24 protein-coding genes are annotated in these 26,499 nt (G+C 71.9%); 16 read left to right on the top strand and 8 right to left on the bottom strand.

From position 1 onward, the window contains the following. The first annotated feature begins 336 nt into the window (after window positions 1-336). From AB0I68_RS22860 to AB0I68_RS22845, 4 genes are all read left to right on the top strand, one after another. Window positions 337-738 (top strand): SgcJ/EcaC family oxidoreductase, encoded by a 402-nt coding sequence (locus tag AB0I68_RS22860; protein ID WP_363179191.1) that lies wholly within the window; start codon window positions 337-339, stop codon window positions 736-738. Further along, entirely contained in the window at window positions 739-1,524 is a 786-nt protein-coding gene (locus AB0I68_RS22855) for a site-specific integrase (RefSeq protein WP_363179190.1), read from the top strand. Then, window positions 1,485-2,021 carry a site-specific integrase gene (locus tag AB0I68_RS22850; RefSeq protein WP_363179189.1) on the top strand — a complete coding sequence of 179 codons (537 nt, stop codon included), beginning with the start codon at window positions 1,485-1,487 and terminating at the stop codon, window positions 2,019-2,021. Before AB0I68_RS22855 ends, AB0I68_RS22850 begins: the two co-directional genes overlap by 40 nt. Window positions 2,022-3,493: 1,472 nt before the next feature. After that, the gene (locus AB0I68_RS22845) at window positions 3,494-4,501 is read left to right on the top strand and encodes a site-specific integrase (protein WP_363179205.1); all 1,008 of its coding nucleotides are present in this window, start codon (window positions 3,494-3,496) and stop codon (window positions 4,499-4,501) included. 111 nt (window positions 4,502-4,612) lie between these two features. Here the strand turns inward: AB0I68_RS22845 and AB0I68_RS22840 are convergent, their stop codons facing one another. After that, window positions 4,613-5,176: a DinB family protein gene (locus tag AB0I68_RS22840; protein ID WP_363179188.1), complete on the bottom strand. Its 564-nt coding sequence runs from the start codon at window positions 5,174-5,176 to the stop codon at window positions 4,613-4,615. A gap of 220 nt (window positions 5,177-5,396) precedes the next feature. Next, window positions 5,397-5,798, bottom strand: a complete 402-nt coding sequence (locus tag AB0I68_RS22835; RefSeq protein WP_363179187.1) for a TetR-like C-terminal domain-containing protein — start codon at window positions 5,796-5,798, stop codon at window positions 5,397-5,399. Between the two features lie 363 nt (window positions 5,799-6,161). Between AB0I68_RS22835 and AB0I68_RS22830 the strand changes: the two genes are divergently transcribed. Together AB0I68_RS22830 and AB0I68_RS22825 are read left to right on the top strand one after the other, a co-directional pair. Further along, window positions 6,162-7,049 carry a hypothetical protein gene (locus tag AB0I68_RS22830; RefSeq protein WP_363179186.1) on the top strand — a complete coding sequence of 296 codons (888 nt, stop codon included), beginning with the start codon at window positions 6,162-6,164 and terminating at the stop codon, window positions 7,047-7,049. Between the two features lie 249 nt (window positions 7,050-7,298). Beyond that, complete coding sequence (locus AB0I68_RS22825) at window positions 7,299-7,937, top strand: hypothetical protein (protein ID WP_363179185.1); 639 nt, start codon at window positions 7,299-7,301, stop codon at window positions 7,935-7,937. A gap of 28 nt (window positions 7,938-7,965) precedes the next feature. Here the strand turns inward: AB0I68_RS22825 and AB0I68_RS22820 are convergent, their stop codons facing one another. Next, window positions 7,966-8,094, bottom strand: a complete 129-nt coding sequence (locus tag AB0I68_RS22820) for a hypothetical protein (protein ID WP_363179184.1) — start codon at window positions 8,092-8,094, stop codon at window positions 7,966-7,968. An 80-nt stretch (window positions 8,095-8,174) separates the two neighbouring features. Between AB0I68_RS22820 and AB0I68_RS22815 the strand changes: the two genes are divergently transcribed. The 3 genes from AB0I68_RS22815 to AB0I68_RS22805 all read left to right on the top strand — a co-directional run bounded on the left by AB0I68_RS22815 (window position 8,175) and on the right by AB0I68_RS22805 (window position 12,213). After that, window positions 8,175-9,620 (top strand): hypothetical protein, encoded by a 1,446-nt coding sequence (locus AB0I68_RS22815; RefSeq protein WP_363179183.1) that lies wholly within the window; start codon window positions 8,175-8,177, stop codon window positions 9,618-9,620. A 62-nt stretch (window positions 9,621-9,682) separates the two neighbouring features. Beyond that, window positions 9,683-10,963 (top strand): MoxR family ATPase, encoded by a 1,281-nt coding sequence (locus tag AB0I68_RS22810; protein WP_363179182.1) that lies wholly within the window; start codon window positions 9,683-9,685, stop codon window positions 10,961-10,963. Next, window positions 10,960-12,213 (top strand): VWA-like domain-containing protein, encoded by a 1,254-nt coding sequence (locus AB0I68_RS22805; RefSeq protein WP_363179181.1) that lies wholly within the window; start codon window positions 10,960-10,962, stop codon window positions 12,211-12,213. Before AB0I68_RS22810 ends, AB0I68_RS22805 begins: the two co-directional genes overlap by 4 nt. 59 nt (window positions 12,214-12,272) lie before the next feature. Here the strand turns inward: AB0I68_RS22805 and AB0I68_RS22800 are convergent, their stop codons facing one another. The 5 genes from AB0I68_RS22800 to AB0I68_RS22780 form a co-directional block, all read right to left on the bottom strand. Then, window positions 12,273-13,754, bottom strand: a complete 1,482-nt coding sequence (locus AB0I68_RS22800) for an MATE family efflux transporter (RefSeq protein ID WP_363179180.1) — start codon at window positions 13,752-13,754, stop codon at window positions 12,273-12,275. Window positions 13,755-13,758: 4 nt separating this feature from the next. Then, window positions 13,759-14,787 carry a cysteine synthase family protein gene (locus AB0I68_RS22795; protein WP_363179179.1) on the bottom strand — a complete coding sequence of 343 codons (1,029 nt, stop codon included), beginning with the start codon at window positions 14,785-14,787 and terminating at the stop codon, window positions 13,759-13,761. Between the two features lie 71 nt (window positions 14,788-14,858). Beyond that, window positions 14,859-16,268 carry an alanine racemase gene (locus AB0I68_RS22790; RefSeq protein ID WP_363179178.1) on the bottom strand — a complete coding sequence of 470 codons (1,410 nt, stop codon included), beginning with the start codon at window positions 16,266-16,268 and terminating at the stop codon, window positions 14,859-14,861. Next, window positions 16,259-17,263 (bottom strand): ornithine cyclodeaminase family protein, encoded by a 1,005-nt coding sequence (locus AB0I68_RS22785; RefSeq protein WP_363179177.1) that lies wholly within the window; start codon window positions 17,261-17,263, stop codon window positions 16,259-16,261. Before AB0I68_RS22785 ends, AB0I68_RS22790 begins: the two co-directional genes overlap by 10 nt. A 32-nt stretch (window positions 17,264-17,295) precedes the next feature. Further along, window positions 17,296-18,291: a TauD/TfdA family dioxygenase gene (locus AB0I68_RS22780; protein ID WP_363179176.1), complete on the bottom strand. Its 996-nt coding sequence runs from the start codon at window positions 18,289-18,291 to the stop codon at window positions 17,296-17,298. Window positions 18,292-18,689: 398 nt separating this feature from the next. Between AB0I68_RS22780 and AB0I68_RS22775 the strand changes: the two genes are divergently transcribed. The 7 genes from AB0I68_RS22775 to AB0I68_RS22745 all read left to right on the top strand — a co-directional run bounded on the left by AB0I68_RS22775 (window position 18,690) and on the right by AB0I68_RS22745 (window position 26,490). Continuing rightward, a complete protein-coding gene (locus AB0I68_RS22775; protein WP_363179175.1) occupies window positions 18,690-20,246 on the top strand; it encodes an ABC transporter substrate-binding protein in 1,557 nt (518 codons plus the stop codon). 119 nt (window positions 20,247-20,365) lie between these two features. Then, entirely contained in the window at window positions 20,366-21,256 is an 891-nt protein-coding gene (locus AB0I68_RS22770) for an ABC transporter permease (RefSeq protein ID WP_363179204.1), read from the top strand. Continuing rightward, window positions 21,253-22,098 (top strand): ABC transporter permease subunit, encoded by an 846-nt coding sequence (locus AB0I68_RS22765; RefSeq protein WP_363179174.1) that lies wholly within the window; start codon window positions 21,253-21,255, stop codon window positions 22,096-22,098. The genes AB0I68_RS22770 and AB0I68_RS22765 overlap by 4 nt, the downstream gene beginning before the upstream one ends. Next, on the top strand, window positions 22,095-23,612 hold the full coding sequence (locus AB0I68_RS22760; protein WP_363179173.1) for an ATP-binding cassette domain-containing protein: 1,518 nt from the start codon (window positions 22,095-22,097) through the stop codon (window positions 23,610-23,612). Before AB0I68_RS22765 ends, AB0I68_RS22760 begins: the two co-directional genes overlap by 4 nt. Before the next feature lie 171 nt (window positions 23,613-23,783). Further along, entirely contained in the window at window positions 23,784-24,467 is a 684-nt protein-coding gene (locus tag AB0I68_RS22755) for a DedA family protein (RefSeq protein WP_363179172.1), read from the top strand. 67 nt (window positions 24,468-24,534) lie between these two features. Continuing rightward, complete coding sequence (locus AB0I68_RS22750) at window positions 24,535-25,179, top strand: phosphatase PAP2 family protein (RefSeq protein ID WP_363179171.1); 645 nt, start codon at window positions 24,535-24,537, stop codon at window positions 25,177-25,179. A 96-nt stretch (window positions 25,180-25,275) separates the two neighbouring features. Next, the gene (locus tag AB0I68_RS22745) at window positions 25,276-26,490 is read left to right on the top strand and encodes a GDSL-type esterase/lipase family protein (protein WP_363179170.1); all 1,215 of its coding nucleotides are present in this window, start codon (window positions 25,276-25,278) and stop codon (window positions 26,488-26,490) included. Window positions 26,491-26,499 lie beyond the last annotated feature (9 nt).

The raw sequence follows: 26,499 nt of genomic DNA, 5'->3' as shown, positions 1-26,499 counted from the left end.
AAGGCCCGCCGCCCGGTGTCGTCCCGCCCAGGTGGGGCGACTCGCCGAGCTCGACGACGAGTACGACACCGTCGCATACCGCGACTCGACAGCGGACGAGATCGGGGCCGAGGCCGTTGCCGACGCCCGTCGCCCCACAGCCCGCCGCCGGGTACCCTCCAGGTCCACGGACACGGCCGGCTGACGCACACGAACCGCCCCGCGCGCTCCCGCCGACCGGATTCCGGTTTCGCGGCATCTGCCGGCCGCTCCGACAACTGCGAGGTTCGTGCCGCGACTTGCCCGGGTGATCTCCGTGACTGCGGCCTTGACCTCAAGCTTGCTTGATGTCCCAGGATGATCCGTATGACGACAGAAACCTCGGACACCGAAGCCATCGAACAGGTCGTGGCCACCGTCGAGCGCGCCCAGCGTGCCAAGGACGTGGAGGGATTCCTCGCGCTGTTCCACCCCGACGCCCTCTGGACGACCGCCCACGGCAAGGTCCTCATCGGCCTCGACGCGATCGCCGAGTTCACCCGCACCGTCCTGCCCGCCGCGAGCTGGGACGGCGAGGTCACCTACGAAGCAGTGCACACGCAGTTCCTGCGGCCGGATGTGGCGGCCGTCAAGGTCCGCCAGGTCTACCACTCGGCAGAGGGCGACACGGAAGGCGCTCCGCTCTACGTCATGACCAAGCAGGATGACGGGAGGTGGCTGCTGTACGCATGCCAGAACACCGAAGTGCAGGTCGGTTGAGTGCCCGTGCAGTCACGTCACCGTGGCGGTCTCGTCGCGGTCCGGCCCTCAGGGGAACCGCATGCGCCGAGCATCTCAGGACCCGGATGGCGCCGACTGCGCCGGCCAGACGACGTGCCCTGGCTGGTCTTCGATGAGGAGGGGAAGGTAGTGCAGCCGGTCCGCAGGTTCCTCATCGACTTCATCGCCCGGGACAACCGGACTGGCAGCGTGCGCAGTTACGCCTATGACCTGCTGCGCTGGTGGCGGTGGCTGCGGGTGGTCGACGTCGAGTGGAACCGCGCGACCTCGGTAGAGGTGCGGGACTTCGTCCTGTGGCTCCGGGCCGCGACGAAGCCGCGCAGGTCGGCGCATACACATTCCGCCGTGACCGCGGGCACCACGAATCCGATCACGAAGAAGACGTACCTGGACGACCGCTACAAGCCGCGGACGATCCGGCACAGCAACGCGGTGCTGCGCAGCTTCTACGACTTCTGGATCGAGACCGGCGGCGGCCCACTGGTCACCCCGGTGCCGCTGGCGCGGTCCGACCGGCGGCCGGCCACACGCCCACCACAACCCGCTGGAGTCCTACCGGGGCGAGGGGAGGCTGCGCTACAACCCGAAGGTCCCCAAGCGGCGCCCGCGACAGATGCCCGACGAGCGGTGGAACGAGCTGTTCGCGGCCCTGCGCTCGAACCGGGACCGGGCGATCCTGGCCTTGGCCGTCAGCAACGGCGCCCGCGACCTCGGAGCTGCTGGGCGTGCGCGGGGTCGATCTCGACTGGGGCGACCAGCTCGTGAAGGTTGTACGCAAGGGAACGCTCGCCGAGCAGTGGCTGCCAGCCAGTCCGGAGGCGTTCATCTGGATCCGCCTCTACCTGGCCGAAGGCCCGCCGTTGGACCCGCAGGCCCCGCTGTGGTGGACCCTGCGCCGCCGTGACCACGGCGAGGGGCTGGCCCACCAGGCCATGAACTACGAGGCACTGCGCGCGGTGTTCCGCCGGGTCAACGCGCTGCTGGGCACCAACTGGTCGATGCACGACCTACGGCATACCGCGGCCCTGCGCATGGCACGCGACGAGAGCCTGTCGCTGCGGGACGTGCAGACCATCCTCGGTCACGCCCACCTTTCCACCACCGCCGACGTGTATTTGGTGGAGGAGGAGGCTCAGGTCATCCGCCGTGTTCAGGAGCATCTGGCCGAGGTGAAGGACCGGGCGAAACTCCCGCCGCCGGCAGTGGCGGGCGGCTACGAAGCCAGCGACCTGGACGTGCTGTTCGGGGGTGGTGCGGCATGAGCCGCCGCGCCAACCGCGTGATGCTCGCGGGCACCGGACCCACCCCCGAACGGCGCCTGTTCGTCGCACACGACGTGAAGGCGGACGAGAAGCGCGTCGGCCCCCACGAGTATCTGGGGCGCAACGACGTCCTGGCCCTGCTGCCTCTCCCCAGTCTGGCCGGCGCAGGACTACACCAACGGCCGGATGCTGGGCTGCAACCGCCTGATCGGGGCCGGGCAGGTCCTCGACTGGCTCCTCACGCACGCCGGGGACGGCTGGCAGGCCCGCTGGAGGGCGGCCGACGCCGACTGCGGCAAGGACTGGATCGAGCAGGTGCTCGCCCGGACCGACAACGGCCACAGCTACCAGGGGCGCCGATCAACGCTGATCAGCGGCTTGAACAGCATGTTCATCAGCCGCATCGTGCTGCCCGACTACGAGTTCATGCGCAACTACAAGGCCATGGCGCTGCTCAAGGACGTCCAGCGCATGTTCCGGCCCGGGACGCTGGAGCAGATGCGCCGCCACGCCAGCGAGCTGGGCATGACCGGCCGGCACGTCGACGAGGGCCTGCGCGTGATCTCCAAGATGATCCTGCACACCGGCCGCGACCTCGACCAGCTCACTGCCGAGGACGTCTTCGAGGCACGGGCCTGGGGGCGGCGGGCCATCGGCTACTCCTTCGACGGCACCCACAGTGCCTGGGACCTGCTGCGCGGCGCCGGGGTGATCCACTCCAAGGACACCCTCAAGGACGCGCTGCGGCACGGCCAGCGGCCCACCGCCGAACTGGTCGACTTCTACAACCTCCAGAGCACACCCGTGCGCAACCTGCTGGTCCGCTACCTCGAAGAGCGCCGCCCCGGCGTCGACTACGGCACCTTCGTCGGCCTGGCCCGTGAGCTGGCCGGCGTGTTCTGGGCCGACATCGAGGCCCACCACCCCGGCATCGACACCCTCCGCCTGCCCGAGGAAGTGGTCGACGGCTGGAAGCAGCGGCTGCTCACCTACGTCAACAAGAGCGGCGAGGTGGTGGAGCGCCGCTCCCGCTACGACGTCATGATGCGCATCCGCGACTTCTACCTCGACATCCAGGAATGGGCGCACGAAGATCCGTTCTGGGCTCAGTGGGCCTGCCCCAGCCCGATCCGCGGCGGCGACGGCGCGGGCAACCTCAAGGCCGTGGCCCAGACCCAGGCCCGGATGCACCAGCGTGTCCGCGAGCGGCTCCCCCACCTCGGACACCTGGTCGAAGCTGCTGAGCGAGAGCGGGACGAGACCGCCGTGCTGCTGGCGGCCGCGAGGGCCACCCCGTTCGACGAGTACTTCGACCATGAGGGCACCCGCTACCTGCGGGTCCTGCCCGCCGCCCACAAGGTCACCAGCCGCCCCGACCACGTCACCCCGCACGTCTACATCCAGGCCGAGGGCAGCATCAAGCGGATCAACCAGAGCATGCCGAGGACGAGGCGTTCTGGGCCTGGGCCGTCATCGAGACCCTGCGGCACACCGGGGTACGCGTCGAGGAACTCACCGAGATCACGCACCTCGCACTGGTCTCCTACAAGCTCCCGGACACCGGCGAGATCGTCCCGCTGCTGCAGATCGTGCCGTCCAAGAGCAACGAGGAACGACTCCTGCTGGTCAGCCCGGAACTGGCCAGCGTCCTGGCCACGATCATCAAACGCCTCCGGGACGCCAACGGTGGAAAGATCCCGCTCCTCGCCCGCTACGACGACCACGAACGCGTCACCGGGCCGGTGCTGCCGTACCTCTTCCAGCGCCGCCACTACTTGCAGGCACAGGTCATGGGCCAGAACACGGTCTCCCGCCTGCTCCGCAAGACCCTGAAACGGATGGGACTGTGCGACCAGGCCGGCAACCCTCTGCGCGTCACGCCCCACGACTTCCGGAGGATGTTCGCGACCGAGGCTGTCACCGGCGGGCTGCCCGTCCACATCGCCGCCCGCATCCTCGGACACAATACCCTGACGACCACTCAGGCATATCTCGCGGTCTTCCAGGACGACCTGATCCGCACCTACTGCGGCTTCCTCGACCGCCGCCGGGCCGAACGTCCCGTCGAAGAGTACCGGGAACCCACCGAGCAGGAGTGGCGCGACTTCCAGCAGCACTTCGAGCTGCGCAAGGTTTCCCTGGGCACCTGCAGGCGCCCCTACGGAACCCCCTGCAAGCACGAACACGCCTGCACCGCTGCCCAGTTCTCCAGATCGACCCGCGGCAGCGATCCCGGCTCATCGAGATCATCCAGAACCTCCGCGAACGTGTCCGCGAGGCCCGCGCCAACGGCTGGCTGGGAGAAGTCGAAGGACTCCAGGTCAGCCTCGCCGCCGCCACCGCCAAGCTGCACAGCCTCAAGCGCACCCCCGCCGACGGTCGGCCACAGCTGGTCGACGTGGGCATGCCCATCTTCACCGACAACGCGCCGCCGCTCCAACCGGATGCGGGAAGACCCGGGCCTCAAGGCTGACCACTGAAGCAACTACCGGCCCCGCCCCGGGCGGGGCCGTACTCAATGAAGCTCGCAGCCACGGAGCGTCACGGAGTCCACGTAGGTTTCCGAAGCTCGATCGCCGGTTACCGGAAAGTCATATTCGGCGCGGTACGGCTCCGTGCTGCCAGCGGTAGAGGTCGCGCAGCAGGGAAATCTCGGCGCCGTGATGGATCAGCTCCCTGTTGACGTGCAGGACCCTGTTCTCCATGGGAAACCGCTCGGGACCCACCGTGGGCGGATTCTCCAGGTCAGTGTCCGAGAGTTCGCGGACCCCCGCGTTCCATCTCCCATACACCTCATCGAGCTGCTTTAGCGCCTCGTCAGCGGTCCCCGCATAGGCGAATGTCTCGGAGTCGACGTCCTGGCCGCCGAAGTACCATCCGACCCGATAGCCCAGGCACGAGACGATGATGTGCGCCAGCCGCCAGGCAGCCGTGGTCACCGGCGCCGGCTCCGGGCCAGGGGACGCGAAGTCCATCGTCCATTCCCCCGAACCTGCCGACATCGGTGCGGCCGACGTGCCACGTGGGCGGATACTCCAGCAGCCGCGCACCGGCTCCCAGAAGTACTCCTCATCGGTAAGACCGTCCAGCCGCGGCCGTAGGTTCTTGTGCCAGTACCAGTCCAGCTGGTCCGCGAGTCGCTCGCTTCTTGTCATTTCCGCACACTACATACAAACGGAGACCTGGCCGTGACCCTCGCGGACGCCGTCGCCGGCCCGCAATCCCCTTATCCATCCGCTGACGATCCCGTGTTTGACACAGCGGACGCCACGGCGAGCCACTGCAAGATCGCGACTTCAACGCTAGGCCGGAAAAGAGCCGTTGCCCGTCATCCCCGACACCCCACGTCCCTGACGTACGCGGAACGGCGTCGCCTCAGGGCCGGCGCCTCCAGCCGCGCAGCCTGGCGAGGATCGTCGGTCGGAATGCGGCTTCTGCTGTGGGGGCGTCGAGGGTCCGGGCGAGTTCGAGTGTCACAAGCCCGTGCAGGGCCACCCGGAGTGAGACGGCGATCGCCGTCGCTTCGCCGTCGAGGACGGACGCTGTCACGGCGCGATCGATCGCCGCGAGGAGCGGCCGGACGGGGTCAGTGGTACCGACTGCTCCTGACGGCGTGAAGGATTGCACTCCACCGAAGAGCACGGAGTACAGGTGGCTGTGTTCGCGACCCCATCGTCGGTACGCGGCGGCCAGTGCGTGGATGTCGGTGAGGGGATCCTCGGAGATCGCCGCCGCCGTCAGGGCCCGGAACAGGCCGGCGACGGCTCTGTCGCGCACCGCACGCCGCACTGTGGCGGGGTCGGCGTCGTACCCGGGCGGCGCGGCTCGTGCCGTTCCTGCCCGTGGCCGTCGCGGCGGCGCTGACGGCGTCGGTCTGCATCCCGAGCGTGCCCACGGCCCGGCGGTATCCGCCCGCCCTGCCATTCGTGGCCACGCAGTACTGGAGCCTGGCCACAGGCAGCCGGGTCGCGGTGTATCACTACCCGCCCGCGAACGACGACGCCCGACACCCCATTCCGTTCGTGTACCTCAACGGCGGGCCGGTTCGCGGCATCTCGGTTCTCGACCACCGGTTCCTGCAGCTCCTGGCGCGGCAGGGCTACGACGTCCACGCCTACGAACAGGCCGGCGGCGGACCAGGTGGTCCGCGACCTCGCCGCTTTCGTCGATCACCTGGACAAGGGCAGCGTCGACATCCTCGGATTTTCCTCAGGCGCGGTCGTGCTCACACGAGCCCTTGCCGACCCGCGCGTCGCTGCACACCTGCACCGGGCGATCATCGCCGAGCCCGGCCCGATGGACGGCCCCACCGCGCAGATGACCGGGCACCGGGGCCGGCCATCTGCGCGCGGCCTCGCGCCGACCATGACCGGACCGCGGTCGACACGCATCCCGCGGTACGCCACCGCATTCGGCCTCATGCGACTCGGACTCCTCACCCCCGACACCGGGCTGATCGGACAGGCCGAGGGAGGCAACGCGTTCACCGCCGCCGACCTCGGCAGCGACACCGCATCCGGCTACTGCGCGCGCGACGCGCACCGCATCCCGACTGAGGACACCGCACAGAACTTCTCCTTCAGCCCGGCCGCCAGCCTCCGCGTCCAGCAGACGGTCAAGGACTCACCCTCCATCGCCCCGCAACTGAGGCGCTCCCAGACCCCCGCGATGCCGATGGTCGCCGAGTGCTCCTCCCAGGTCCGTCAATGGACGACCGCCGTCCTTGCCGAAGACCCCGCGATCCAGCGCACGCAGTACATGCCGGCAGTCGGACACCACATGTGGAACGGCCTTGACGACAACAACGACCGAGCCGCCGCCGTCATCACCGGATTCCTCCAGGACCAGCCCGCACCCCTGCCGAACCACCCGACCCGCGACGAGATCCCCACCTTCCTGCGTGACCACAAGTTGAAGATCCTGCAGCCGTCTCCGGCATCGGCGGGCCAAGGCCCGAAGCCGCCTGGCCCTGTGTCAGGTACGGCCACGGAGTGTTCACGTCTGAACTGTGCTGGTTCGACCCGGTGAACGAGGCTGACCGGCAGGGCTCCGGCGCCGTGATCACACCAGCCACACGAAGATCATCTCTCCGTGTCGCGAGCTCGAGCTCACCCCATGGTCCTCCAGAGCGGCGTGTGCGACCCGAGGCTGACGCCGCTCGGTCCCCGGTCTGAGACGGACCCGGGGTGAGTTACGGATCGCGGCGGATGGCCCGGACGGGGACGGGCGGGAGGATGAGGCTGCCCGGTCAACGGGCCCCATCACAAGGAGACCGCAATGACTTCCCTCCTCCGTCCGAGGACGTTGGCCCTCCCCGCCGTACTCGCCGCCCTCCTCGTCGGCTTACCGCTGAGCGCCGCCCCCGTCGCCTCCGCCGAGCAGCGTTTGGACAAGACCGCGTACGCGAGCGTCACGGGGAGCGCGGTGTTCGTCCTTCCCTACTACCAGGACCATGACGTCCGCTCGTTCACCTTCGACGCGCACGCGGCCCCGTACAGCGTGCCGTTGCCCGGGATTCCCACAGGGCTTCCGACCGATGCCCGGGGCACGGTCACGGTGTCCCACTACTCCGCCGAGCGGAACACGACGTACACGTCCGAAGGCCGCGTGGACTGCCTGGTCACCGGCCCCCACACGGCGACGCTGACGGCGGTCATCACCAAGGTGAGCCCGGGCGGCCCGGACGACCTCGGCAAGCGGGTCGGGTTCAGCGTCTACGACGGCGGCAAGGACAAGGGGCGCTCCGACGACCGCGTGGGCTTCTCCTGGAACGGTGTGAACCTGCTGCCCGGCGGCGATGCTGCTCCCGCGGAAGCCCCTGTCGGCACCTGCATGGCTCCCGCGCCGTACGCCCCGGTGACCAAGGGCGGCTACACGGTCAGGCACGCCGAACTGCCTCCCGCGCCGAAGCGCTGACACCTGGCCGGCCGTTGCCGCAGGGTGATCAGGCGATGTGGCGCCCGCCGTCCATCACGAGCACGTCGCCGGTCGTGTAGCCGGTGTCGACGAGGTGGAGGACGGCGGCGGTGGTCAGCACGGCGCCCCGGCCCGGCAAACCACCTGGCAGATCCACGCGGGGGCCGGTATGGTCGGCGCGATGATCACTCCTTCTGCTCACAGATCGGGGGACCCGTCCGCGCAAGGTGAGTGCTGATGCCCACCCACACCGCGAACGGGGATTCCCGCCTTTCCCTCTGGCTGCGCGTGCGCGAGTTCGCCGTGCCGCCCTCCATGATCGAGACTGCGACCGCCCGCCGCCTTGCCGGGGACTGGGCCGGGGCGTGCGCTGCCGCAGGCATCGACGTCGACTTCGATTTGCGTTCCGTGGCGCGTGCCCACGGGCGCGACCTCGCGGCCCGGCTCCGGGCCGACCTCCGCCACCTGGCCGGCGACCTGCTGCGCTGGCACATGCCCAGGATCGCTCCCGACGGGCTCCTGCGCCCGGGCCTGACCCTCACCCTGGCCCGGTACCACCCCGCAGGAGGGGATGGTGCAGGACCGGTCCACCTCGTGGCCCGGACCGTGCCCGCTTGGGCCGACGCCGGTCAGCGCATCAGCCTCGCGCTGTGGGACGGATCCCGCGACGATGCCGGCACCCGCCGACATCCGCACCCGCGCCCCAACCCGAGGTACCGCCTTGACCTGCACCGCCACCTCTGGGACGCGCGCCGGACCGGCGAACTCCGGATCCGGCACGCGGCCGACCCACCCCCCGGCGGTGACATCCCCGCAGTCGACCCGGACGTGCTGCGGCTCGTTCCGCGGGGGCACCGCTGTGCCGTTGAGCGGTGGGCGGCCGAGGCGGCGATCCTGCTGCAGGCCGAGGGGCGTTCCGGCGGCAGTGGTTCGGCCACCGGCACCGGCACCGGCACCGGAACCCGTACCGTCACCGTGCGGATCGGGACCCGGCACCGGCTGGACCTGGACCTGGTCGAGGACCGTGACGGCATCGGGCCGCCCGCCCTGCGGGTCCCGGCAGCCTCCACGGATGCCGGCACGGGCCCGCCGCCGGTCCTGCCCGACGCGGCGACCTGGGCACTGCCCGACCTGGAACTGCTCCGCACCGGTGCGGTCGGGCCCGACCGGCTGCACCCGCTGGTCGCTTCCGCACTCGTACCCACGCACACGCCGGCCGGTCCGTCCCGGATCCCCGACCGGGCAGGACGCCCGGACCTCGTCGAGTGCCGCGGAGCCCGGCACCGGATCGGCCTGGTCGACGGGGTGCTCGTCCCGCTCGACCACGATCCGGCCGAGATCCGGCGGGAGGAACTGCTGGCCGCCCTGACCGGCACCCCGCTGCCCTGCCTCCAGGCGATCGACGCGGCGCACCGCCGTCCCGACTGCCTCACCGGCGTACGCGAACGCCTGGACCACGGCGACACCGCCGGTGCGCTGGCCGTCGTCGAGAGCCTGCTGGGCCCCTCCGCACTGCTGCGCGACGGCGCCCTCCGCGACGAACTGGAGGCGGCCGCACAGCAGCGCATCACGTACGGGCTGTTCAGGGCGGGCCTGATCGGACCCGGACCCGATCGGCTGCTCCAGGGAGCGCGACGTCCGCGTCAGCACCGCTCGCGCCCGCGCCACACCATCGCCCGCTGACCGGGACCGGCCCCTCCCTCCTCCGCCCGCTCCACCCACCACGAACCGACAGGTGATCAAACATGCCCGCACACGCCCCGTTCACCGTGACCGACACCCCTGCCGAACCTGCCGACCTTGCCGAACCGTCCCACGCCGGTGAGCTCGACATCGCCGGCGCGCTGCTGGCCCTGCTGCGTGACGCGACCACCGAACCGCGCCCCGACACCCAACTGGAGGCCCTGACCCTGGCCGTCGCCGCCGACCTGCCCGTACTGCTGTGGGGCGAACCGGGCATCGGCAAGACCGCGGCGCTGACACAGCTCGCGGCGTCCCTGGACCTGCCGCTGACCACCGTGATCGCCAGCGTGCACGAGCCGTCCGACTTCTCGGGCCTGCCCGTCATCGGCGACGACCCCGCGGAACAGGGTGTTCCGATGGCCCCGCCGGACTGGGCCGTGCGCCTCGTACGAGCGGGCCGGGGGCTGCTGTTCCTGGACGAGCTGTCCACCGCGCCGCCGGCCGTACAAGCCGCCCTGCTCCGCCTCGTACTCGAGCGGCGGATCGGCGCCCTCCGACTGCCGCCCGGGGTCCGGATCGTGGCCGCCGCCAATCCGCGGTCCTCGGCGGCCGACGGCTGGGAGCTGAGCCCGCCTCTGGCCAACCGGTTCGTCCATCTCCAGTGGACCCACGACCACGACGTCGTGGTACGCGGCCTCGGCGGGACGTGGCCCCAGGCCACACTGCCGCGGCTAGACCCTTCGATGCTGCCGCAGGCCGTGGACTTCGCCCGCCGCGCGGTGTGCGGGCTCCTCACCGCCCGCCCCGGGTTCGTACACCGGCTGCCCAGCGGCGAAACCCGCCGGGGCGGCCCCTGGCCGTCACCGCGAAGCTGGGAGATGACCCTGTGCCTGATCGCCTTCGCGACCGCGGCCGGCTCCTCCCGGGACGTACTCTCCCTGCTGGTCAGGGGCACGGTGGGGGACGGTCCCGGGCTGGAGCTGCTGGCGAGCCTGGACCGGATGGACCTTCCGGACCCCGAGCTGCTCCTCGCCGATCCGGCGGGCGCGGTCCTGCCCGAGCGGGGCGATCTGCGCCAAGCCGTGCTCGACGGTGTGGTGGAGGCGGTCCGCAAGCGCCCGGAGAAGACCCGTTGGGACGCGGCATGGGCGCTTCTGGTCCGGGCGCTGGAGACGGGGGCCCCGGACCTGGTGGTCGTCCCGGCGTCCACGCTCGCCTCGCTGCGCCGCGAAGAATGGGACGTTCCGGCCTCGATCGAGCAACTCGCCGGAGCGGTGTCCCTCTCCCGGAGAGCGGACCACGCGGCCGCCCGGGCCGCGGCCGCCACGAAGGGCCGACGATGACCGGGGACGAGACATCGGGGGCACTGGACCTCGACAAACTCTTCGCCGCCCGACTGCACGCCGCACGGGTCCGGCCCTACTTGGCGACGGCGCTGTTCGCCCTGCACACCGTGGAGTCGCGGCGAGTCCCGACGATGGCCGTCGACCGGCACTGGCGGTGCTACGTCTCGCCGTCCTTCGTGGACCGGACGACGGTGGAGGAACTGGCCGGGGTATGGGTGCACGAGGTGTCGCACCTGCTGCGCGACCACCACGGGCGCGGCGACCGGGTCGCGCGGGAGCGCGGACTCCACGGCCCGGGGGAACGGCTGCGGATGAACATCGCGGCGGACTTCGAAATCAACGACGACGTGTTCGGGGACGGGCTGGTCCGGCCCGAAGGCGCGGTCGATCCGGCGTCCGTGGGGCTGCCCGAGGGGCAGCTCATGGAGGACTACCTGCGCCGGTTCACGCTCGGGCCGCATACCCGGCACATGGCCTGGCTGGACTGCGGCAGCGGCGCCGACGGGCTGGAACGGGAGTGGGACCTCGGGGAGGACGGCGCGAACGGACTCAGCGAGCAGGAACGGGACGCGGTGCGGTTCCGGGTGGCGCAGGGCATCACAGGCCGTCCGGGGAGTGCCTCGAAGGGGTGGAAGCGGTGGGCGGAGGAGGCGTTCCACCCGCCGCAGCCGTGGCGGGAGTTGCTGGGAGCGGCGGTCCGTTCGGCGACGTCCGGCTCCGGTGCGGGCGAAGACTACTCGTACGGCCGCCCGTCACGGCGCTCGGCCGGGGTGCCGGGCGCCGTTCTGCCGAGCCTGCGGCGCAGGCCGCCCCGGGTCTGCGTGGTCATCGACACCTCCGCGTCGGTCAGTGACACCGAACTGGGCAGCGCGCTGCTGGAGGTCGCCGCGATCACCCGTGCCGTGGGCGGCCGTCGGGACCTGGTCACCGTGGTGGCGTGCGACGCGGCGGCCCGTATCGCGCACCCGCTGTGCCGTGCCGAGGGGATTTTGCTGGTGGGGGGTGGGGGTACGGATCTGCGCACGGGCTTCGCGAAGGCGCTCCGAGCGGGGACCCGGCCGGACGTCATCGTGGTCCTGACCGACGGGCAGACCCCCTGGCCGAGCACGCGACCGCAGTGCCGGACGGTGGTCGGCCTGTTCCCTCGACAGCGGTCGTGGGACGAGGACGATCCCGATCACGTGCCGGACTCGCCGCCCGCCTGGGCGCGCGTGGTCACCATCGGATCGGCGCCCGCTGCTCGGTGAGCCCCTCAGGACCGCTCCGAGCCCGCATGCGTCCCGGGCCGGGTACCGGTGTCCCGGTGTCAGAGCGTCGCCGGGAGGGCTGCTGCGGCTTCCCGCTCGCCGAGGGAGCGGGTGTAGCGGCGCAGGAGCAGCACGGCGGTGGTCGCGAGTCCGATGAGGAGGCCGAGCCAGATGCCGAGGGTGTCGAGGCCGAGTGCGTACGCGAGCAGCCACGAGGCGGGCAGGCCGACGGCCCAGTAGCCGATCAGCGTGATGCGGAAGCCGCTCCTGGTGTCGTCGAGGCCGCGCAGCAGTCCGACGCCGATGTTCTGGGCGCAGTCGAAGAACTGCAGGAACGCGGTGACGATCAGCAGGTGGGAGGCGATGGTGAGCGCCTGGCCGGTGCCGGTGCCGGTGCCGGTGTCGGTGCCCGTGCCCGTGCCCGTGCCGGAGTCCAGGAAGGGGGCCAGGACCAGCTCGGGGACCGTGACGTAGAGGATGCCGACCACGGCCATGACGGCCGCGGCGCAGGCGAGGGCGGTGTTCTTGATGCGGCGGGCGTCGTCGTGGTTGCCGAGGGCGAGCTCGCGGCTGACGTTGATGGACGCGGCGTGGGAGAGGCCGACGGCGACCTGGAAGACGATGTAGACGAGCTGGTTGACCGCGGTGTGCGCGGCGAGCGCGTCGGGCCCGAAGGAGCCGGCCATCAGCGCGGCGAGGGAGAAGAACCCGGCTTCGGAGCCGTAGGTCGCCGCGATCGGTACGCCGAGACCGGCCAGGCGCTTGACCACCCGCGGGTCGGCCTTGGCGATGTTCGGGGAGAGCAGGGGCGCCAGTTCGCCGTCCCTCCTCGCCGAGAGGCAGAGGGCGAGGAAGGACAGCAGGTGGACGGCCGAGGTGGCGATGCCGACGCCGCTCAGGCCGAGGCGGGGCAGGCCCCAGGTGCCGTGGATGAGGATCCAGTTCAGGCCCGCGTTGACGGCGATCGAGGCGATCGTGATCTGCAGCAGGGCCTGCGGGCGGCGCATGCCCACGGTGAACTGGCGGACCGCCTGGAACCACAGACAGGGCAGCAGTCCGGGCGCGAGGGCGTACAGCATGGTCCGGGCGAGGCCGACGACGGCCGCGTCCTGGCCGAGCCAGGACAGGGCCTGGCCTATGAGGACCATGAGGACGGCGCCGACGACGCCGGCGAGCGTGGCCACGGCCAGGCTCGCCCGCACGATCGCCCGGACCTCCTCGTGGGCCGGGGACCCTTCTCCGGCGCCGGCCGTGCCGCCGTCGGCCTGGTCCGTCTCCTCGTCCCTGCCGGTCTGCTGCTCGGCGCGGGCGGCCGCGGCGGCGATCTGGTTGCCCACCGAGGTGACCAGGCCGACGCCCATGGTGCGCAGCTGGTTGAAGATGACGATGGCCAGGCCGCCGGCGGCGAGCTCGGTGGTGCCCAGCAGGCCCATCATCACCGTGTCGGTGGTGGTGAGCGCCACTTGGGCGAGCTGGGTCAGGACGAGGGGGACGGCCAGGGTGGCGAGGGCGCGGCTGTCGCGGAGGAGGGTGTTCGGCATGGGGTCATCGGCTCCTGCGGAGTTTGGTGAGGAGTTCGTCGACTTCCCGCTCGGTGTCGGGGCTGAGCAAGCTGCGTTCGCTCATCCATTCGTCGTTGTAGACGGTGTCCGTGTACTTCTCGCCTCCGTCGTTGACGAGGGCGACGACAGTGCTCCCCGGCGGGAGCGATCCGAGGCGGGTCAGTGCTTCGTACACGACGCCGCCGGCGGATCCTCCGATGAGCAGGCCGGTACGGGCCACCGCGCGGCAGGTGGCGAAGGCCTCGATGTCCCCGACCTTGACGCCTTCGTCGAGCAGGCCGAAGTCGACCAGGGCGCCGAGCTCGGCGCCCTCGGGGGTGCCGGTGCCGGACTGGTGGTAGTCGTGGGCGGGGCCGCCGAAGGCGATGGAGCCCTTGGGCTCGACACCGACGACGCTGAACCCGGCGATGAGCCTGCCCAGCTCGCGGGCGGTGCCGAACAGGGCGCCGCCGGTGCCTACGGCGGCGATGAGGACGTCGATGTTCCCGTCGAGGGCTTCGACGAGCTCGTGGGCGACGGGGAAGTAGCCGGCGCCGTTGGCGGGGTTGTTGTGCTGCTCGGTGAAGACGGTGTTGTCCCGGCCGCGGGCCATGGCCTCGGCGAGTTCCTCGCGGGCCGCGGTGGCCAGTTCTTCGGCGCCGTCGTCGACGACGTACACGAGCTCGGTGCCCAGCGCCTTCATGCCGCGCAGTTTGTCGGCGCAGGCGTGGTTGTCGACGACGGCGGTGAAGGTGTAGCCGCGTTCGGCGGCGATGACGGCGAGGCCCAGGCCCGTGTTGCCGGAGGTGGACTCGATGATCCGGCCCCCGGGGCGCAGTTCACCGCTCTCCTCGGCGGCCGTGACCATCTGCCGTGCCATGCGGATCTTGGCGGTGCCGGTGGGATTGAACATCTCCAGCTTGAGCAGGAGGCGGCTGCCGGTCTCGGTGGCGGCCAGTTCCAGCAGGGGGGTGCAGCCGATGAGGTCGGACACGCGGGAGACCACGGCGGGCCGCTGAAGGGCTCCGGGCATCGTCAACTCCAGGAAGGGAGTGGGGGAAGAGGACATGGCGCGCAGGCGCGCAGGCGCGCAGGCGGGCGTGCTCAGGTGAAGTGGCGGTCCAGGCGCCAGCGGGGCCGGCCGCCTTCGGTGCGGTCGATGACTACTTTGGGCGGGATGGCCAGGTCGTGGAAGGGGGACTCGTTGGAGTCCATCTGGTAGCCGGCCGTGTTGGGGTAGACGAGGAGGTCACCGGTGCGGGGCCGCTGCCGGAAGGCGATCTTCCGCCAGGTGAGCATGTCGGACTCCAGGCAGGTGGCCGCTCCGACGCTCGCCGGGAACGGGCCCGCGAGCCGGCCGCCCGGGGCCCGGGCCGGGTCCTCGAGGGGGCCCTCGATCGGGTCCTGGGGAAGGAGGACCGGGTCGGGCAGGTACTCGCTGTTGAACCACTGCTCGGACAGGCTCAGGCTGGTCCCGTCCACGGTCAGCAGGCCGTACCCGTCCCGTTCCTTGACGCCCTGGATCCGGAAGACCGTTGCCCCCGCCTGGTGCAGGAGTGCCCGTCCCGGTTCCATGAGCAGCTGGACGCCGGCGTCCTTGAGGATCGCGGCCACCGTCTGGTCGCGGCCCCCGGGCCGGCCGGCCAGCAGGGCGGCCAGGGCGTCGGCGCCGGAGACGGGGGAGTGGTAGGGGTAGAAGTCGCCCGTGTGGAACGCCTTCCCCGCGTGGTAGTGGCCGCGGTTCTGCTCGGCGAGGAAGGTGTGCCAGCTCTCGGCATCGGTGTAACTGATCGGCAGACCGCCGCCGATGCTGATGCGGCCGGCCTCCAGGCCCAGGACGCGGGCCTTGAGGCACAGGTCCACCAGGTCGGCGGTCAGATCGGCACGGGGCTGGATCGCGTAACCGGACAGGTGGAAGCTGAAACCCTCCATCCGCACCGCGTCCCCGGCCTGGACACAGCGCTCCAGGGCGGTGGCCAGTTCGCTCCCGGAGAGACCGAACCGGCTGTTCGGCTGCGCCTGAGGCAGGCAGCGCAACAGGATCCGGGCGGGCCGGACGCGGCCGGTGAGGGCCGCGGCGACCAGGGTGTCGAGCTCGTCGAGGGAGTCCACCGCGACGAGCGCGCCGTGCTGCGCGGCCAGGTGCAGCAGGGCCGGAGCCTTCGCCGGTCCGGTGAGGACGAGGTGCTCGCCGCGCACCCCGTGGCCGAGCGCCTCGCGCAGCTCGGCGGCGGAGGCGACGTCCACTCCGGCGCCGCCCGCGGCGGCCCGCTCGACGAAGACGGCGGCCTTGTTCGCCTTCTTCGCGAAGTAGACGAACCCGTCCACTCCGGCCGCCTCGAGGGCGTCCTGCATGGCGCGCAGGCCCGCGTCGAAGGCATCGGGGAGCAGGAAGTGGAACGGGCCGCCGAACGCGTGGGCCAGCTCCGGCAGCAGACCACTCGTCAGCACCGCGTCGGTCGCGGGGTCGGGCAGGACCGGCAGGGTGGGCCAGCCGGTGGTGGTCACTGCCACAGCGGCACCTCGGTGCCCAGGTTCCGGGCGAGGGCGAGCTGCGCGAAGCGGTGACCGAGGGCGATGTCGGTGACGACGAGGCCGCTGTTGTAGGCGAAGATTCGTTCCTCCGCCCGGCGGCGCCCGGCGGTGATCCCGGCGAGCACGGGCGGGAACTCGGCGTCGACGGCGGGCAGTTTCCCGTCCGCGTCGGCCATGTCGGTGCCGGTGACGTTCATCTGCGCCTCGCTCGTGGCGATGACCCGGTCGGCGCGGTGCAGGGTGGACGGGGCGAGGCCGTGCCCGACCAGGATGGACAGCGCGCCGGGCTTCAGCCAGCCGGCCTCGACGGCCGCGGGGGTGTGGGCGCCGGCGGTGGCGACGATGACGTCCGCGTCCCCGGCGGCGGCCCGCAGGTCGGTCACGATCTCCACGTCCCGGTCGGGGAAGTGGGTGCACAGCTGTTCTCGGACGGCCGCGATGCCCTCGGAGCGGGTGCCGAAGAGCATCAGGCGGTCGAGCCCGGGGAGCGTGGTGAGCAGGAACGGCAGGGCGAGGCGGCCCTGGGTCCCGGTGCCGATGACCAGGGCGCTGCGGGCGCCCGGCGCCGCGCATTCCCGGGCCAGCAGGGCGGAGACGGCAGGAGTGCGCAGGGAGCCGATGCGGGAGCAGTCCATCATCGCGACCGGCAGTCCGGTGACGTCGTCGTACAGCGTCAGCGCGGTGTAGTAGTGCTGCTCCTCGCGGCCCTTGTCGAGGCCGTGTTTGTACGAGGTCTTGATGGCGACGACGTTGCGGGTGCCGTCGCGGCCGAGCATGGCGTAGGAGACCGAGTGTCCGTCCTGCGGTTTGACGGTCAGTTTCCGGGGGTTGTCGGACTGGCCGGCGTGGAGCGTGCGGTAGGCGCCTGCCACCGTGTCCACCACGTCGGCCAGGGATATGTCGATCCCGGCGAGGTCGGAGGTGGAGAGGATCCGCAGGCGGGTGCCGACGGCGGCGGCGTGGGTGTCGGTCATGAGGGTGCTCCTCCAGTGCGGGTGGCGGGGGTTCAGCTCACGTGTGCTTCGAGGGCGGCCTGGCCGTAGCCGTGCTCCCCGGCTTCGGCCGGGGGGCGTGTACGGCGCCCGGGGACGCGGACGGAGGCGCGCTTGAGCCACCGGTCGGTGCCGTCGTAGCGGGCCCGGAAGGGGACACGCCCGTGGACGACGAGGTCGTTGTCGACGACCAGGACTTCGCCGGGGCTCAGGGAGACCGCGACCGAGACGCGGGCGAGCTCGTCGGACAGGCGCCCGTACGCGGCGCGGTAGCCGGGGCCGGCACCGTCCAGCGGGGTGTAGGCCGGGTCGAAGCGCAGGGTCATGCCGTCCTCGGCGGCGTACAGGGCGGGGACCGGCGGAGCGGCCTCCTCGGTGAAGCCCTGGGCCTCGGCGTACGCGTCGTCGGGCAGGATCGGCAGGACGGGCTGCGTGAGCACGTCGACGTCGGCGTCGGCCAGCCGGGTCTTGCGGATGCTCGCGGCGGTGGTGGCGATGTCGTCGTGGTTGCGCATGCAGCCGAGCATCAGCAGGTGGGCGCGGCCGGGGTGGAAGGCGTCCTCGGTGTGGGGGCTGAGCAGCACGGTGCTGGAGGCGCCGGTCTGCTCCGTCTCGTGGCCGGGGGAGGGGACGATGTTGTGCACGAAGCGGCCGTCCTGCTGGCCCTCCCAGGCGATGGGATTGCCCATCACGGTGGCCAGGAGCAGGAGGGCGATGTCGTACACGGCGCCGCTGTCTCCGGCGTTGCCCCAGCCGGACGGGGTGGGGCCGATGCCCTCGTCGTCGACGGGCAGAGCGCGCAGCACGAACAGGCCGTCGGCGGTGTCGACGGGACGGCAGTGGTGCTTGAGGGTGTCGCTGAGCTGCGCGGCGGTGTGGGCGACCCGTTCCAGGAGTTCCGGTGAGGTGGCGGACGTACCGAACTGGTCGAGGATCTTCTGCGCGGCCTGGCGCAGTTCGCCCGCAGTCCGGGCGTCGAGCTGGCGTACGGGGGCGGCTGCCGTGCTCATGGCAAGGAGTTCCGTTTCCGTGGGGGGCAGGGGGAATCGGCCGGGTGTTCCGGTTCGTCAGGCGCGGCGGAGGGCCGCGGGAACGTGACGGGCAGGGCTGAGCGGTCGCGCCCTGAGGGCGGCGTCGAGCTGCATCCACCGGCGAACGACTCGAACGCTAGCAGGAAAGTTAGGTAAGCCAAACCTTACTATCCGGTCACGGGGTCGAGAGGGCCGGCCGGCTGGTCAGCTTTCAAGTCGCGCCCGATGTGGGGCAGTTGGAATCGATCAAGAATGCCGAGTGGTATTCGGACATGCGTTTCATCCGCATCGCACGGCTTGCGGGAATGCTTGATATTAGGGTAGGCAAACCTAAGCACCTCCCCCCCAGTTGTTCTGAATGCGGATCGAGGACGTACGTGAACTTCAACAGGCGTCAAGTGCTGTGGGCCGGCGGGGCGATGGGCGCGGCCGCCGTGCTGGCGGCTTGCTCGGGAGGCGACTCCGACACCTCGTCCCAACCCGCTGCCGCCGCCGACGGCAAGCCGAAGCAGGGCGGCACGCTCCGCGTCGGCGCCCTCGGCCGGGCCGGGGCCGTCACGCGGGACCCGCACGGCACCCAGAGCAACGAGAGCGACTACCTCGTGCTCGCCCTCGTCTACGACACCCTCACCGTGCCCGGCGCCAAGCCGAACACCGTCCCGCGTCTCGCGGCCTCCTGGGAGCACTCGGAGGACCTGAAGACCTGGAAGTTCAAGATCGCCAAGGGCGCGGCCTTCCATGACGGGAGCCCGGTCACGGCCGAGGACGTCGTGTGGTCGCTGCGCCGGCTGCGGGGCACGCCCTCCGGCGCCGCCCGCCTGCCCGGCATCAAGGCCGAGAGCATCACGGCCGAGGGCGCCGACACGGTGGTCCTGGTGTCCGACTACGCCAACGCCGAACTCCCGCTGCTCACCCGCCTGACGACGTTCGTCCTGAAGAAGGACACCGCCGACAAGGACCTGGAGAAGGCCCCGGGCACCGGCCCGTTCACGCTCGACTGGTACCGGGGCGGCAACGCCCGCCTGGTCAAGAACGACAAGTGGTACGGCGGCACGGTCCACCTCGACGCCGTCGAGGTGACCATGTTCGAGACCCCCCAGGCCATGGCCAACGCCCTGCTGGCCGGCCAGATCGACGTCGCCTCCAACGCCGGCGCGGTCGCCGCCCGTACCGCGGAGACCCGCAAGGACATCCAGATCCTGCGCCGCCCCGACGACACGGCGATGCCGATCGTGATGCGCACCGCGAGCGGCAGCCCCTTCGCCGACCCGCGCGTCCGTGAGGCCATGCGCCTGGTCGTCGACCGCGGCGCCATGGTCAAGCAGGTCCTCTCCGGCTACGGAACGGTCGCCAACGACATCATGGGCACCGGTGACCCCCACCTCGCCAAGGACATCCCGCAGCGCAAGCGGGACCTGGAGAAGGCCAAGAAGCTGCTGGCCGAGGCGAACTTCGACCTAGGCAAGACCTACGACCTCGTGACCACCGAGGACATCGCGGGCCTGGCCGAATCCGCCACCCTGTTCGCGAACCAGGCCCGCGAGGCCGGGATCAGGATCAACGTCGTCAAGCAGGAGTCGGGCGCGTTCTGGGACAAGACCTGGAAGGCCGGTGCCTTCTACACCACCTACTGGGGCACCAACGACTCGGTGGTGTTCTTCGCCTCCAAGACGATGGTCAGCGAAGCCGGGCAGAACGAGGCGGGCTGGGCGGACGCGGACTTCGACGCCTCGTACCGCAAGGTCATCGGCACGGCGGACGAGCAGCAGCGCGCCGCGGCGCTGAAGGAGCTGCAGCAGATCGAGTTCGACAAGTCCGGCTACCTGCTGTGGGGCATGGCCGACGGCATCGACCTGGCGGCCGCGAAGGTGAAGAACCTGCCCAAGCTCGCCGGCTACGGCCGGGTCCAGCTCGAGAACGTGTGGCTGGGTTGAGCCGCCGGAACGAAAGCGTGGTGGCCGTCCCCGCAGGTGCGGGGGCGACCACGCCGTCGCGCCGTGGCCTGGCCGCCGCGGCGGCGCGCGTCCTCGGCGCCCTCGCGCGCCGCGTCCTGATGCTGGCCGTCCTGCTGGGTCTGGTCTTCGCGGCCGTGGAACTGCTGCCGGGGGACGCGGCGAGCGCGAGCTCCGAACGCGGGGACAGCGCGGCCGACGTCGAGGCGCGGCGCCACATGCTGGGTCTGGACCAGCCCGTGTGGGAGCGCTTCCGGGACTGGATGACGGCGCTCCCCACCGGTGATCTCGGCACTTCGGCCCGCGGGCAGAAGGTCACCGACCTGCTCTCCGATCCCTTCCCCAACACCCTCGTTCTGGGCGCGACCGCGTTCGCCCTCACCGTGGTCGCCTCCCTCGGCCTCGGCTGCTGGGCCGCCTCCCGCCCCGGCGGCCTGGCCGACCGGATGATCGGCCACATCTCCACGGCGGCGTTCGCCGTCCCCGAGTTCGTCGTCGCGGTCGGGCTGCTCCTGGTGCTGTCGCTGTGGACAGGCTGGCTGCCGGCCGTCACCCTGACCGGCGCGGACGGCTCGCCCGCCGACTGGACGATGCTGATCACGCCGGTGCTGGCGCTGGTGATCCCGCAGACCGGCTGGAACACCCGTATCGTGCGGGGATCCCTGGCCGATCAGGCCCGCACCCCGCACGTGGAGGCCGCCCGTCTCGACGGCCTCCCCGTCCACCGGGTCGTCCTGCGCCACGCCCTGCCCGGTGCCGTACCCGCGATCGCCACTGGCATCGCCACCTCCACCGGCATGCTCCTCGGCGGGGCCGTGGTCGTGGAGACCCTCTTCAACTACCCCGGGATCGGCAGCGTCCTGGCCGCCGCCGTCGCCGCCCGCGACACCCCGCTCATCGCAGGCGTCGTCGTCTGCGCCGGCGCCGCCATCAGCCTCGTCCTGCTCGCCGCCGACCTCATACGCGCCCGCACCCTGGGAGACCGCCCATGACCGCCGGCACCCTCGCGGGAACCCCCGCCAAGGCCAGGACCCGCCGCCTCTGGCCGGCCCTCGCCCCCGCCCTGGTGCCGATCGCCCTTGCGGTGGCCGGGCCCCTGCTCGCCGCGCACCCCCTCGACGCCCCGGTGCACGCCCCGTACGCCACCGCCGGCGACGGCGCCCCGCTCGGCGGCGACCAGCTCGGACGCGATGTGCTGTCCCGCCTCCTGCACGGCGGCACGGTACTGATCGGCAGTGCCGCCTTCGTCTGCGTACTGGTGACCCTGGCCGGCGTGGTCGTCGGCTGCTTCGCCGTCCTGCACCCCGTCCTCGGCCGCGCCGTGGAACGTACCGCGGACATCGCGATCCTGATTCCGCCGGTCCTGGGCATCATGCTCGTCGCCCTTGCCTGGCCCGGCGGCGGGCGATGGGCCGTCATCGGCGCCGCCATCGTGCTGGGCACCCCCTACGCGGTCCGCATCGTCGCCGCGGCCACCGCTCCGCTGGCCGGTGCCGGGTACGTGGAAGCGGCCCTCGCCCGCGGGGAGAGCCTGCGCTACATCGCACTGCGCGAAATCCTGCCCAACCTGCGCTCCACCGTCGCCGCCCTGTTCGGCCTGCGGTTCGTGGAAGCCGTCTACGTCATCTCCATGGCCGCGTTCCTCCAGATCGGCCCCCAGCCCCCGGCCGCGGACTGGGCGTTGATGATCCGGGAGAACGCCCCGGGCATCCTGCTCAATCCCTGGGCCGTCATCGCCCCGAGCCTGGCCATCGCCGCGCTCGCGATCAGCGTCAACCTGGCCTGTGCCTCCCTCGCGCCCCGCTCCGCAAGCAAGGCGGTCACCACCTCGTGAACACCCCCGCCCGGCCGTCCGCCGCTGCCGAGACCGCCGGCGACACCGGCACCCGCCCGCAGCCGGCGGCCGCCGCCACCGGGCTCGAAATCCGCATCCCCGGCGGTCCGGTCCTGCTGCGGCCCGCCACCCTGACGGTCGCCGCGGGCCGGATCACCGCCCTGACCGGGGCGTCGGGTTCCGGCAAGACCACCCTGCTGCGGGCCCTGACCGGACACCTCCCCGACGGCGCGTCCGTCACCGCGGGCACGCTCACCGTCCTCGGGCACGACCCGACGGCCCTGGCCGCCGAGGAACTGCGCCGGCTGCGCCGCACCCGCCTCGCGTACGTCGGCCAGGACCCGGGATCCGCCCTCAATCCCCGGATGAAGGTGCGCGACCTCGTGGCCGAGACGGCCCCCGGCCGCCTCGACCGGCAGGCCGTCTCGGAACTGCTCCGCGAAGTCCGCCTTCCCGTCGACGACGGCCTGGCCGACCGGCGCCCCACCGCCCTGTCCGGCGGACAGCAGCGCCGCGTCGCCCTCGCCCGCGCGCTGGCCCGCGCCCCGGAACTCCTCCTGCTGGACGAGCCCACCGCCGGTCTCGACGCGGCGCTGCGCGACGAGATGGCCGGCCTGCTGCGCCACCTCGCAGCACGCCACCACCTGGCCATCGTGATGGCCTGCCACGATCCGGAGCTCGTCGCCGCCTGCGCCGACCACACGGTCCGGCTCAGCGCACCGACGGTGCCCCGCCCGCACACGCCCGGCGACGCGGGCAGCGCACCGGGCTCGGCCCGGCAGGAGGCCGCGGCGCCCGCCGAGGGAATCGCCGCACGCGCCGTCGACGTCGCCTTCCGCGACCGCGGCCGGGTCCAGCAGGCCCTGGCCGGAGTCGACTTCACCGCGGCGCCCGCCGGCCGCACCGCGATCGTGGGCCCCTCGGGTTCCGGCAAGACCACCCTGCTGCGGGTCCTGGCCGGACTGCACCGGGCCGACTCCGCCACCCTCACCCTCGACGGCGAGGAGCTCGCCCCGGTAGCCGGCAAGCGGCCCCGCACCCATCAGCGCCGCATCCAACTCGTCACCCAGAACCCCCTCGACGCGCTGAACCCCTCACGCACCGTCCGCGACCAACTCGACCGCCCGCTGCGCCTGCACACCGGCCTCACCGCAGCCGGCCGGGCCGCCCGGACCACGGAACTCCTCGAACGAGTGGGTCTCCCGGCCGACTTCCGGGACCGCTACCCGGCGCAACTCTCCGGTGGCCAGCGCCAGCGCGTGTCCATCGCCCGCGCCCTGGCCACCGGGCCCGACGTCCTGCTGTGCGACGAGATCACCTCGGCGCTCGACCCCGATACCGCGACGTCCGTGATGGACCTCCTGACCCGCCTGAACGCGGAGCAGCGGATGACGATCGTGCTCGTCTCCCACGAACTCCACCTGGTCGCCGCCCACACGGACACCGTCCACCTGCTCCACGACGGCCGCCTCACCGCGTACGGGCCCACCCGCGAGCTGCTGCCCGCGACCTGACCGGCGGATCCGGGGGCCCGCCCCGCGCCGGTCCGGGTGCGTGTCGCGGAGGGAACGTGCCGCGCACCTCGATCGTCTACAGTTCCGTAGACCGTCTACGGAACTGTGGCCGGCCGCCGGTCGGGTGTCGTCCTGGGCTCTCGCCCCCTCACCGTACGGGAGTTGTTCCCCATGGCCCCTTCCCCTCTCGCGGCGGCGGTACAGGGCCTCAGCCCCCAGGCCGTCAACCTGCTGGACGCCGGTTCCCTGCTCGCGGCCTTCGGGGCGCTGGGCATCGCGGTCGTCCTGTTCGCCGAGACCGGACTCCTGATCGGCTTCTTCCTGCCCGGCGACTCGCTCCTCTTCACCGCCGGCCTCTTCTGCGTGCCGGGCGCGCACGGCCCGGTACACCTCTCGCTGCCCCTCGTGCTCTGCGCGGCGTCGGCCGGAGCCCTCCTCGGCGCGCAGGCCGGCTACCTCATCGGACGGCGCGGCGGCCGGGCCCTGCTGGCCCGCAGCCGCAGCCGCAAACTCCACGAAGGCGCCGAGCGGGCCGAAGAACTCCTCGACCGCTACGGGCACGCGAAGGCCATCCTGCTGGCCCGCTTCGTCCCCATCGTGCGCACCGTGCTGAATCCGCTGGCCGGAGCCCTCGACGTACCCGCCCGCGTCTTCATGCTGTGGCAGGTCGTCGGCGGGCTCGTGTGGACCGTGGGCCTCGTGCTCGCCGGTTACGCACTCGGCTCCTCGGTGCCCGACGTCGACCGCTACCTCCTGCCGATCGTCGCCCTCTTCGTTCTCGTCTCCCTCGCCCCACTGGCCGTCGAAATGATCCGCCGACGGGCCGGCCGCACCTCGAACGGAGGCTCGCAGTGAGCCGGCTCGCAGCCGCCCTCGTACGACGACCGGGCGCGACGCCGCCGCGGCCCCGGATCGACCTCCGATGAAGGCCGCCAACGCACCCTCGCCCACCCGCCGGACCATGGCCGCGCTGCTGTGTGCCGCCCTGTTCGCTCTGCTGACCGCCCTGGTCGTGGCCCGGCACGGCGCCCCGTACGCCCTCGATGAACGCTGGCACCGGTGGTCGGTGCAGCACCGCTCCGCCGGCCCGGTGGTCCTTGCGCGCGGTATCACGGCGACCGGCAGCGGTCCCTTCCCGTACGTGTGCGCCGTCGCCGCCGGGCTGATCGCGGGCCGGGACGCCCGCGGCCGGGTGCTGACGGCCGCGGGTGCACTCGGTTTCCTGCTGCTCGTCCAAGGCGTGCGCTACGCCGTCATGTACGGGGTGGCGCGGCCGCGTCCGCCCGTCGCCGACTGGGCCGCGCACGCCTCGGGTTTCGCCTTCCCCTCCGGTCACGCCACCACCTCGGCGATCGTGGCCGGGCTGCTGGCCTGGGCCGCACGGCGTGCGGCGGCTCCGGCCACCGCGCGGCTCTGCTGGGCGGTGGCGGCCTGCTGGGCGATCGCCGTCGGCCTGAGCCGGATCTACCTCGGAGTGCACTGGCCCACGGATGTGCTCGGCGGCTGGCTCTACGCCCTGACCTGGCTGACCGCCGCAACGACCGTGGCTGCGGCGAGCCGCGCGTGACACCCGACGGTGGCCGCCTCAGGCACCCGGGCGGCAGTCCGGCCACCCTGAGCAAACTGATGTGCGGATCCGGCGTCCTGTTGACAGGCTGAGATCATGAGCCAGCCGCATGAACCCGTTGAACCCGTACCCGGCCCCTCCGGCCGGACCACCACGCCCATCACCGCGGAACTCCTGCGCGGTGCGCTCGACCTGGAGCGCACCGCGCACGGTGTACTCCCGCACCGGCTGCCGGCATGGGCCCGCGCGCAGTGCGCCGACGGGCAGCTGGCCATGGCGGAGGCCCAGCCCTCCGGCGTACGGCTGGTGTTCCGGACCCGGGCCACCGTCGTCGAGCTGGACACGCTCCGCACCAAGACGGCCTACGTGGGCGCCCCGCCCCGCCCGGACGGCGTGTACGACCTGCTCGTCGACGGCCGCCTGGCCGGGCAGTCCCATGTGACCGGCGGCAACGTCCTCATGGTCGACATGACCACCGGGTCCGCGGAAACCCGCCCCGGCCCGGTCGGCACGGTCCGGTTCGCCGGTCTGCCCGACCGGCCGAAGGACGTCGAGATCTGGCTGCCGTACAACGAGCTCACCGAGCTCGTAGCCCTGCGCACGGACGCCCCCGTCGAGACCCTGCCGCAGGGACGCCGCAGGGTGTGGCTGCACCACGGCAGTTCGATCAGCCACGGCTCGGACGCCGCGAGTCCCTCCACGACCTGGCCGGCGCTGGCTGCCTCCCTCGGCGAGGTGGAGCTGGTCAACCTGGGGCTGGGCGGGAGCGCCCTGCTCGATCCGTTCACCGCCCGGGCCATGCGGGACACCCCCGCGGACCTGATCAGCGTCAAGATCGGCATCAACCTGGTCAACATGGATCTGATGCGCCTGCGCGCCTTCACCCCGGCCGTGCACGGCTTCCTCGACACCTTGCGCGAGGGGCACCCCACCACGCCCCTGCTGGTCGTCTCGCCCATCCTGTGCCCCATCCACGAGGACACCCCCGGCCCCAGCGCCCCCGACTTCGGCAACCTCAGCGCCGGGAGGCTGCAGTTCCGCGCCGCGGGCGACCCCGCGGAGCGGGCCGCAGGGAAGCTGACGCTCAACGTGATCCGTGAGGAGCTGGCCCGCATCGTGAAACAACGGGCGGCCGACGACCCCCACCTGCACTACGCCGACGGCCGCGACCTCTACGGCGAAGCGGACTTCGCCGACCTGCCGCTCCCCGACCGGCTCCACCCGGACGCCGCCACCCACCGCCGCATGGGTGACCGCTTCGCCGAACTGGCCTTCGGCACGAGCGGCCCCTTCACCGCCGACGGCGACTGAAACGCCGCT

This window comes from Streptomyces sp. NPDC050448 (genome assembly GCF_040655295.1).
In the GTDB taxonomy this organism is placed as follows: Bacteria; Actinomycetota; Actinomycetes; order Streptomycetales; family Streptomycetaceae; genus Streptomyces.
This window is presented reverse-complemented; position numbering and strand designations above follow the sequence as displayed.